Raw genomic sequence first — 7,954 nt, 5'->3', positions numbered from 1 at the left:
GTTATTACTTCAAATCCAGTGATATCAAGTGTTTAGATAGGTTATTTTGCGAATCGCATAAAAAACTCATATATTGTACATTTACACGTGTCCGAAAATAAGGCAAATGCCTTACTGATCAAGCTATGCGAATCTCCCTATCAAATTATGAGCACATAGGGTTCGCACTATAACATTAGAATACCTTCCGGATCATATCCAGATTTTGCCCCAAAATGCTCTACTCTCTTTTTCCAATTGTTTCCTAGAAAATAATATCTCAAGCTATCCGTTTCCGGATCAATAATACTTTCCAACCGATGCTTAAGTTCTGCAAATTGGGCTGGGTCAACCAAACATTCAAAAACAGAATTTTGAACACGCTGTCCATAATTAACACATTGCTTAGCTACGCGACGAAGACGACTGCTTCCCAAATCAGATGTTACATTCACATCATAGGTAATCAGAACCATCATCTTCAGCACCTCACTTCCAGAAAAATGGCGGATAATCTTCTAAATCGCCTCGCATATGCCGAGCCAATAATAATGCTTGGACATATGGTACCAGTCCTAACGGAATTTTTTCTTCTATATATGGGTGTGTTATTTCCTCCTGTTTCCGCTTTTGCCAAGCGGTTAAGACTTCTTTGCGTGTATCACTATCCATAAGTACAGCACCGTTTTCCTTTACAGTAAAACCACCTGCATTTATCTGATTACGATTAATTAGCGTAACTGCTAGCCTGTCAGCAAAGTGAGGTCGCAATTCTTCCATTATATCTAATGCAAGACTTGGCCGCCCTGGTCGGTCTCGGTGTAAAAAGCCTACCTGCGGGTCTAGACCTACGCTTTCTAACGCTGCTACAACTTCATGAGCTAGCATTGTATACAAGAACGATAACAAAGCATTAATCCGATCAGTTGGTGGCCGCCGCGTTCTTCCTGACATGCAAAAGCCATCTTTTTGGCTTAATATTAACTGATTGAAATTAGAGAAATATATATGCGCAGCTTCCCCTTCAATTCCACGAATTACATTACCGTTACTGGCCTTTTCTAATCGTTCTGGCATCCTTGCTAAATAATTAATTGCCTCCTCTAGCGATTTAGTATCAACAACTTTGGTATGATCACGTAGTGCACGATGTAACACAGCACGACTATTAATAATTTTTGCTGTAATAAATCGTTGTGATAACCGAGAAGACACTTCTTCATCATCTGACCATCGATACTGTGTACGCCTTAGTAATACATTGCCTGAAACACTTCCAGTGACACGGCCCATAAAATTGCCGTATTTCGTTAGAAACGAGAGAGATACCCCACGTTCACAGCATAGATACATAAGTTTCGGACTAGCCCCTGCGAAACCAAAACAGACAATACCTTCTAAATTATGGACTGGTACTCTGAACCGAATTTCATCTTTAACTTTAATTAGAACATTTTCGCCATCGCATGCTAAATAGGAATCCGGCATGGTTACATAGAGTGTATTAAGCAGCCTTCTCAGATATTATTCACCTCCGTGCGGCACATGCAGTCAATATAGTTTCTAACTGGACGATATCGAATTGTCCAGTTAGGCTGGCATTGCTCGACCAAGGAACACATTGCACAACGTTTCCCTTTTTGAGCCTTAGGAGTTTTACCTTCTCCAGCAAGTTTGTGCATTCTTATTGCTAAATCATAAGTATATTGTCTTAGATTCATATCAAAATTAACCATTTCACGGTGTTTGATTAGTCCATAAAATATAAATCCCGAGTCTATGGATATTTGCAGCATTTCTTCCATTGCAATTGCTTGAGCGCAAAGTTGAACTGCATCACGGTCATCAGGCTTTGGACGTCCTCTCTTGTACTCTACTGGAACGGGACGCCACCAGCCCTGACGGTTTTCTAATTGACACGTTTTACCTTCATGAAATTCTCTACTTTGATGGAATTCAACAACATCAGCGACACCCCGCAGTCCGAGTTTCTGTGAAACGACCGGCATAGCCCTGACAATTCGAACTGTTTTTCGGGTTTCATCTTCGAAAGGATCATCTGTACGTTCATGAAGGTGTTTTCCCTCAACAGTTTGTACATTTTCAGACCATACCTGCTCAATATGAATAAGCGCCCACTGTCGCTCACAAAAAGCCATGTGCTGTATTCCAGATAAGAGAAGATATTCATCCTCTGTATGCATTTCAAATCATCTCTCTATAATATTAATGCCCGCAGGTTTAGCACTATGATCAATGCTTATATGATAGTCTTCAAAGGCACGAGGTGGCCTATCTGTATCCTTGCGCGTAACAGTGATTAAATCAAATAGCTTATGTGCCGGTGAATTGCCAAGAGAACTTGTATGTTCAAAAATAACTAGCTTACGACTCGCCATTTTTCCACGAGCAGCAGAGTGGTCATGCTCGAACATATTCATAAGGGCCTGCCAGAAGAGCTCTAGATCATCACTCGAAAACCCGGTCTTTTGGGCAAGCGGTGCTGATACATAACCTTCTACACGATACAATGCATAAGGTACGATATGTTTTCGTCCCATCGTACGTTCTTTCTCAGCATCTTTTTTATTTGTAACTGCCATACGAGTAATAGTGACTTCCTGCGGCACAATTGGATCTAGACTTTTAGCAAAACAAATTTGGACTGGTCCACGGACCTGACCACAGTTTACTTCAGTTGTCATTACCGCACCAAAAGCACGAATATCATAAAAACGGTCACACATATATTTTGTTACCTGCTTTGCTTGATTCTCATCTTTAGGTAATTTTTTTGACTCAGGTTTAATTTTAAGGTCATTGTAAGCTTCTTCATTAGTATCATTTAGTATCGCATTCTCACGAACATAGATATCGAATGGACTGCTGCCACCTTTTGCAAGTTCTACATAATTGCGTACTTTACGTTTCAAGCAGACGTCCGTAACTAGACCATGGCTAGTTTCAGGATCGATACGCGGCATATTACCAGCGTCCGGATCACCATTTGGGTTACCATTCTCCACCTCAAAAAAGAGCACAAATTCATACCGTTTTTCTAATAGGTTACTCATGTCTTTTACCCCCTTATGATTCAATAATTTGAGTTTTAGAATAGTTAGCTTGATTTTGATGATAATAGCCCAATATAAATTGTCCTTGATCTTCCATGCTCAAATGAGCGGGGAACTTATCTAGGTTATTCATCACATCCTGAATTTTTCTGTCAGTTAAATTACCATACTCAGCTTTAGCTATATGGTGGCGTGATAATCTAAGTAATAAAGGAAAAACTGCTCCAGGAGTTGCAGAAGCTGCACCAAAATAACGGTCACGAATAGTTGCATTAATACTGTTTCCTAAAGCATCTTTTTGGGCTTTTTCCAGTAAAGAAAATAATCTTCCTAATAGATATGCAGTCTTTGTGTTGTTTTCGTTTAAACTCACAGTAATTAAGGCCTCCTTTTCAACTTGCCTTTGAAGTCGGTATTTTCGTAACAAAAATGCTTTTATAATAGCTGCCCGAATGGGGCTTACACCGCCATGCTCACCACCGATGCGACAGCGTTGTAATGCAGAGTTGTACAAACCTTGCGGATACATCTGGCCTGACATAATTGTTTTTAAAAATTGACCGCCCAGCAGTGGCGGGATATTTTTAGAATCTTCTTGAATCGCTACTGCTTTAAGCGTTCGCCACGGCGATACTATCCCACCGATTTTATCTATTCCGGTAATATTCATATCGGCATAGTGTTGCCCTATCTTCTCTAGTACATCGCCAAAACTGCTAACCTGCCAAAATCGCACCGATAACCGAGCTGCATTTGGAGCCAAACCTAAAAGATAGCAAGTAGTTTTCGAATCAAAAGTTGCATCTTCTACTGGTAATCCCGCTTTAACACGTTCTAGAATTGTTTTTGCTTGTCGAGCCGCAATAGGATCAATACGAGGAGCACCGTTTTTATCTTTTTCTTCAGTTTCTACAGGGTCAAGACACCAAGATAATATGTTTTCCTCTAGCCTTGCTCCTTTTTTATCCGCCCAGAAAACGATAGTAGTATCAGCAAGCCTCACATGGTTGGAATTACTAGCAATAAGATAATTTAAAGCGGTTCCGTAGGCAAAAGCGGCCCGCATGCTGACTGGTGCATTGAAACTTTGTGTCTTACCATAAGAAGTAAAGGCATCAGAGTTAAATGAGACGACTGCGGCTCCGCTCGTTTGTGCACCTATTACCCCTTTTATTAATGGGTGCAGTCTTGCAGTCGGTAAGAATTCCCCGGTAATGAGGCACTGCCCAATAACGTCATTCGAAGTGTCTTGTGTACTACGTTCCCAACAATTTCTTATATCTGAGTTCTCATGAGCATATCCCCCTGCGCCATCTAACTTAAACACCACGCTGCTTCCAGCCAATAACTCCTCCATATTTGCTAAAATAATTGGATTCTTTAACGCCTTCTCAGGATTCCATTTCTCTAAGAAAGCACTTACAACAGTCGCCTCTTTACATCTAATGTCTTTCAAAAAAGTAGAATTTTTCGTTTTGAAATCTGCATACTTTTCATGGGAACAGGCTATTTCCCCGTGTTTTGTTCGCTCAATTCCTATGACATAGGATATACTATCACACAGAATATTTGCCGATATTCCGGAGGTACGCTTAACTTGTTCTGGTACCAACAATATTCTTGGTATTCGCTTCTTACCTACAACATCTGAAAGAGCTAATATGTCTAACAAATTTCCTTCTTCGTCCAGAACCACTGCGTGTGATACCTTGGCCGGGCTATATCCTGGTGGCGCTACCCCAGACTCTGGATCATCCAGCAATCTTTGGTAATGATCATTCAGTGCCTGTAAAATCAACTCACTCCCCCCTTTTGCAAAATGGTTTCATATACACCGTCCTTCATAACCGGACGAAAGAAAATCGGCTGCATATTTTTGGTAAATTCGATATCCCATAGCATCCATCCTAAGTCCCTTTCGCCTATAAGAGGCGACTTAGGAATCTCACTTTCAAGTAACGTAAAATTCACTGGAAATTCGCGACACCCAAAATAGGGGCGCATATGACACTGACCTTCTCTTGCACGACGCGAGAATATATCGCGATGTTTACCAGGATTGTCACTGTCGCCTGCCTTTTCTGTTAGTTCAAAATGCGCCTCAATAATATACTCAACATCTCGTAGTATGAGCGCAGCACGTTGCTGGCGTTGATTTGGATCCGCCGCGTACTGGTGTAAATCTATATTACCGCCACTCATAGCAGTTTTAATATTTCGTTCTGATATTTTTCCAGCTACTTCATTTCTGCGAATAGATTCAAATCGAATTGGCTTCATTACATGAATTCGGTCAATAATCCAACTGATTGCAGGTTTCCAATGGATGGCTTCCAATATACCTCGGGCCGCTGACGGAGTCATTACATCATAACTCACACGTTCAGCTTTCATTTCTGGTCTTGTAAAACAAGCATAATCGCCCCAAACCTTAAGCCTTATTCCGTATCCCATGTTCTACTCCTTTCACACAATATTTATTGTCTCGTATCAAAACATTAGTACCTCACAAGGTGCTGTTACCTCCTTCGCGTCTTTTAAGCCAAAACGATCATCATAAAAACTACTGTCTATTACAAACTTGAAACAATTACCAACATTCCTAATAACACCTTCTTTTTCCAAGGCGGCTAGTTCATACTGATATATTTGAACAACATAAGGCTGCATCAATCTTGCCATACTGGCTGGGTACTTACTAGTCTCTGCTAAATTCATTAGCTCTTTTGCTTTTTCATCAAAAGGTACAACTACTGAAATCATTTCAGAATCAATCAACTGAAATTTGTCCGCAATCGTTGCGAATGGAAATGATAAATCGTCCTTACTTTCCTTTATCATCTTTAGAATAGCTTTATCGTCTATTTGCAGACGTACCAAATCGATTAAATTCTTAAAATAATCTTCAATTGCACTTAATGATATAAGGTCATTCTCAAAATGCTCAAGTCGTCGGGCTGTGCTTCTCATCAAGCCTGCAACAGCAGAAAACCTACCCTTTTGGGGCATACCATGTGGTTCTGGATTAAAAACCGTCACGCGTCCAAGCTCTCGCTTGCCTTCTCTATTACACCTGCCTGCTGCTTGTGCTATAGAATCAATCCCGGCTGCTGCCCGATAAACGCAGGGGAAATCAACATCCACTCCTGCTTCAATTAGTTGAGTTGAAACTACTCTACATGGTTGGTTTTCATGTAAAGCCTGCCGTATTTCTGCTAATATCTGTTTGCGGTGAGCCGGACACATTCGCGCTGATAAATGATAAACACCATCTTGTGTTTTCTTTAGTAGCTTGTCAAAAAGCAAGCGGGCATGCCGACGAGTATTTACGATTGTCAAAACTTGACTGTGCTCAGACATTGCTAAAGCTAAGTCCTCATCAAGCATTTGCTCTAAATATTCAACCGTTACACGTTTAAATATCTTTTGGAGGTTGACTGGATCCTCCATTATCTCTATGGGGCGTAGGTTAGCGGGAAGCAACTCCTTCACCGCAGGTTGTGTAGCAGTACACAGTACAACTGTAGCTCCATAATTGAGAACAAGCTCAGCTAAGGCCCACAGACAGGGTTTTAGATATTCGATCGGCAACATTTGAGCTTCGTCTAGTATAATCACACTATTGACCATGTTGTGTAATTTACGACATCGAGAACCCTTGTTAGAGTAAAGTGACTCAAAAAATTGGACCGTTGTTGTTACTATTACAGGCATATCCCAGTTTTCTGCTGCTAAACGGTGTGCTTTCTCATGGTTGTCCCAGTCATCAAAAGAGCCCTCCGGATAAATAAAGTTACTTTGATGTTCAAGTACAACGTTATCCTCAACTGTTGCATTTTCTAAGGCGTCTCTAAAAACTTGGGCATTCTGTTCAATAATGCTAGTATAGGGAATAACATAAATAACACGTGTTTTTCCATGAGTAACCGCATGCTTTAGTCCAAAAGCCAAGGAGGAATATGTTTTACCGCCCCCTGTTGGTACCGTCAGGGTATATAATCCCGGCTTTGACTCAGCCATCAACAAACATCGCTGCAATATGTCTTGTCGTGCATTATTTATCAATGACTGGCTTTCTTTATTTCGTCTTGTTAACTCATCTATTTTCCGTCCTAGTCTCCGATAAATGGTATCTATGGAAACGTTTTCTGGTCGATGAACAAACTTATCTGCAGCCATAAATCGCTCAGTGTCTAAATAATCTGCATCGACTAAGCATGAATAGAGCATGCGAATGCAAAAAGAAAAGCTGAAAGCATCCATTTCAATACTTTTGGGCGTAGGCATTTTTAGTAAATCTTTATTAGTAATGCCGGGTAATTCGATTTCAGTCCTATATGAGTGATAATCAGGGATGTCTTTTTTAGCAAGGCGTTCAGGGAGGTTCCCTGGTGCTCCCTTATGCCCATCGGGAATTCCACCATGATGACCAGCAATTGTAAACGATAAAGCTTTTCCAATTTTGTTATTGTTTTTTTTTATTATTTCTTGTGCTCCCGCCGTTGAATGATCGACTTTTTGTGAGTCACCCTCTAAGCGTTTTTGAAATTGATATGAGTACTTTCCAACATCATGGCCTAGACCGATTATTTTCCCTAATTTCCCTGCTCCAAACTTTTTAGCTCTTTCCTCTGCTAACATTCCAACATTATTCAAATGATCTTTAAGTAGTTGCCAGTGTTCTTTAGGCAGCAATTCTTTTGTTACCGGGTTCTCTTTTGTGTGTCCGTAATAAATCAGTTTTAACCCCCCCTTAAATGCACACATAAAATTTATAACAAATAAAAGTCAATCACAAATTATTACTTTATTCCCTCTTTCAACCAAAATAGCCAAAAACCTCCTATTTAATCCAATAAATCCGTTGCGATAACTATCCCTAGCAAAGAGCCACTATTGGG

7 protein-coding genes are annotated in these 7,954 nt (G+C 40.4%); all 7 read right to left on the bottom strand.

The window, feature by feature from the left end; all coding sequences use genetic code 11:
• Positions 1-167: 167 nt before the first annotated feature.
• From cas2 to cas3, 7 genes are read right to left on the bottom strand one after another with little or no spacing between them, the layout of a single operon-like run.
• Positions 168-458, bottom strand: coding sequence for a CRISPR-associated endonuclease Cas2 (gene cas2 / locus GX348_07290; protein ID NLP41987.1), 291 nt, complete (start codon positions 456-458; stop codon positions 168-170).
• A gap of 10 nt (positions 459-468) precedes the next feature.
• Entirely contained in the window at positions 469-1,500 is a 1,032-nt protein-coding gene (gene cas1c / locus GX348_07285) for a type I-C CRISPR-associated endonuclease Cas1 (protein NLP41986.1), read from the bottom strand.
• A complete protein-coding gene (gene cas4 / locus GX348_07280) occupies positions 1,497-2,183 on the bottom strand; it encodes a CRISPR-associated protein Cas4 (GenBank protein ID NLP41985.1) in 687 nt (228 codons plus the stop codon). The genes cas1c and cas4 overlap by 4 nt, the downstream gene beginning before the upstream one ends.
• A gap of 6 nt (positions 2,184-2,189) precedes the next feature.
• Positions 2,190-3,053 carry a type I-C CRISPR-associated protein Cas7/Csd2 gene (gene cas7c, locus GX348_07275; GenBank protein NLP41984.1) on the bottom strand — a complete coding sequence of 288 codons (864 nt, stop codon included), beginning with the start codon at positions 3,051-3,053 and terminating at the stop codon, positions 2,190-2,192.
• A 13-nt stretch (positions 3,054-3,066) separates the two neighbouring features.
• Positions 3,067-4,851, bottom strand: coding sequence for a type I-C CRISPR-associated protein Cas8c/Csd1 (gene cas8c / locus GX348_07270; GenBank protein ID NLP41983.1), 1,785 nt, complete (start codon positions 4,849-4,851; stop codon positions 3,067-3,069).
• Positions 4,848-5,507: a type I-C CRISPR-associated protein Cas5 gene (gene cas5c / locus GX348_07265; protein NLP41982.1), complete on the bottom strand. Its 660-nt coding sequence runs from the start codon at positions 5,505-5,507 to the stop codon at positions 4,848-4,850. Before cas5c ends, cas8c begins: the two co-directional genes overlap by 4 nt.
• A gap of 36 nt (positions 5,508-5,543) precedes the next feature.
• Entirely contained in the window at positions 5,544-7,820 is a 2,277-nt protein-coding gene (gene cas3 / locus GX348_07260; protein NLP41981.1) for a CRISPR-associated helicase Cas3', read from the bottom strand.
• Positions 7,821-7,954 lie beyond the last annotated feature (134 nt).

Source organism: Veillonellaceae bacterium (assembly GCA_012523975.1).
Taxonomy (GTDB): domain Bacteria; phylum Bacillota; class Negativicutes; order JAAYSF01; family JAAYSF01; genus JAAYSF01.
This window is presented reverse-complemented; position numbering and strand designations above follow the sequence as displayed.

What these genes read in the sequence shown, in the direction of transcription:
- cas2 (NLP41987.1), bottom strand. Translation starts at nt 458, where the DNA reads ATGATGGTTCTGATTACCTATGATGTGAATGTAACATCTGATTTGGGA.
- cas4 (NLP41985.1), bottom strand. Translation starts at nt 2,183, where the DNA reads ATGCATACAGAGGATGAATATCTTCTCTTATCTGGAATACAGCACATG.
- cas3 (NLP41981.1), bottom strand. Translation starts at nt 7,820, where the DNA reads ATGTGTGCATTTAAGGGGGGGTTAAAACTGATTTATTACGGACACACA.
- cas5c (NLP41982.1), bottom strand. Translation starts at nt 5,507, where the DNA reads ATGGGATACGGAATAAGGCTTAAGGTTTGGGGCGATTATGCTTGTTTT.
- cas7c (NLP41984.1), bottom strand. Translation starts at nt 3,053, where the DNA reads ATGAGTAACCTATTAGAAAAACGGTATGAATTTGTGCTCTTTTTTGAG.